Origin of the sequence: Streptomyces sp. UNOC14_S4, from assembly GCF_020740835.1 — a bacterium.
In the GTDB taxonomy this organism is placed as follows: Bacteria; Actinomycetota; Actinomycetes; order Streptomycetales; family Streptomycetaceae; genus Streptomyces.
This window is the reverse complement of the sequence record NZ_JAINFC010000925.1, coordinates 1-1,328: the sequence shown is the minus strand read 5'-3', so window position 1 is coordinate 1,328 and position 1,328 is coordinate 1. Positions and strand designations below refer to the sequence as shown.

Below are 1,328 nucleotides of genomic sequence, written 5' to 3'. Positions count from 1 at the left end.
GGGTGTGGAACTCGGGTGCGTAGCGGCGCAACTGCCCCTCGGTCAGCCCGGAGCGGGCCCGTCCGGTGGGGTGGACGGGGTGGTCGCGGAAGGCGGCGAGCGCGTCGTACGCGAGGGAGGCGCGCGGCCCGGTCCAGCGCGCGGTGTGCGGCCCGTACGCGGCGGCGAGCCGGGCGACGACCGTCTCGCGCACCTCGCTGTGCAGCCGGATCGCGGCGAGGGCCGCGTCGCACTCGGCGAGGAACGCGTCGTAGCCCGCCCGGTCCTCCGGCGGCGCGGCCGGGCGCAGCCGGGCGAGGACGGGGCGCAGCCCGGTGACCGTGCCGTCGCGGGTCTCCAGCAGGGGGCGGCGGGCCTGGATCTCGCACTGGAAGCCCTCGGGGCCGACGGGGAGCGCCAGGGCTTCGCCCGCCGCGCTGAGGCGCAGCCAGTCGCCGTCGGGCCGGTGTTCGGCGCGGGCGCGGCTGCGCAGTCCGTAGGTGTCCTCGCGGAGCAGGGTGGACAGGACGCGCCGGAGCAGCTCGTCCTCCAGCACGGCACCGTTGGTCAGGCTCATGACATGATCTCCCAGCGCTGTACGGCCAGGAATTCCTCGACGGCCCGGTCGATCCGGCCCTGGTCGGTGCCGGTCGCCCGCAGCACCCCGAGATAGTCGCGGTTGGTGCGGTGGAGCGGGTGCGTCTCGCCGGTCGCGCGCAGCGGCCGGTACACCAGTCGTACCCCGTCCAGCCGGGTGTCGCTCGCCGAAGGCGCCGTTGTGAGCGTACCGCCGCGATCGGCGCAGACATACTCCACGCGCGCCCGCCCGTCGGCCCGGGCCCCCAGGTCCGCGGGGAGCGGCTCGCCGAGGTGGATGCGGAGGATGTGTTCGAAGAGGGGGACGCCGAGGGCGTCGGCGAGCACCAGGTCGCACTGGTCGCCTATGGCACGGTAGTTGACCTCGACGATGCGGGCGCGGTCCCCCTGTGCGATGTACTCGGTGTGGCAGGCGCCGAAGCCGACGCCGAGGGCGCGGATCTGCCGTACGGCGTCGCGGGTGTGCGGCCGGGGCGGCCCGGGGAGGAGGGCGAGCCGTTCCTCGACGAAGTACGGCAACGGGGAGAGCCCGGTCCGGAAGGCGCCGAGCACGTGCAGGGTGTCACCGTCGCCCAGGGTCTCGACGGTGTGCAGCGGCCCGTCCAGATACTCCTCGACGACCAGCGCGGCACCGGGCCGCCGGGCGCGGATCTCCGCGCAGCGGGCGGCGAGTTCGGCCGCGTCGGCGACGAGGACGACGTCCTCGCTGGCCACGCCTTCGCGCGGCTTGAGCACGCAGGGGAAGGGGACGG

Annotated in this window: 2 protein-coding genes; both read right to left on the bottom strand. The window is 75.4% G+C overall.

Features of this window, described 5'->3' with window-relative positions; all coding sequences use genetic code 11:
• Positions 1 to 556: IucA/IucC family protein (locus K6I34_RS37060; protein ID WP_275127236.1), on the bottom strand; the 556-nt coding region annotated here is incomplete at its 3' end.
• Positions 553 to 1,328, bottom strand: a 776-nt coding sequence (locus K6I34_RS37055) for an acetyl-CoA carboxylase biotin carboxylase subunit family protein (protein WP_229332405.1), incomplete at its 5' end; no start/stop codon positions are given. The genes K6I34_RS37060 and K6I34_RS37055, both read right to left, overlap by 4 nt.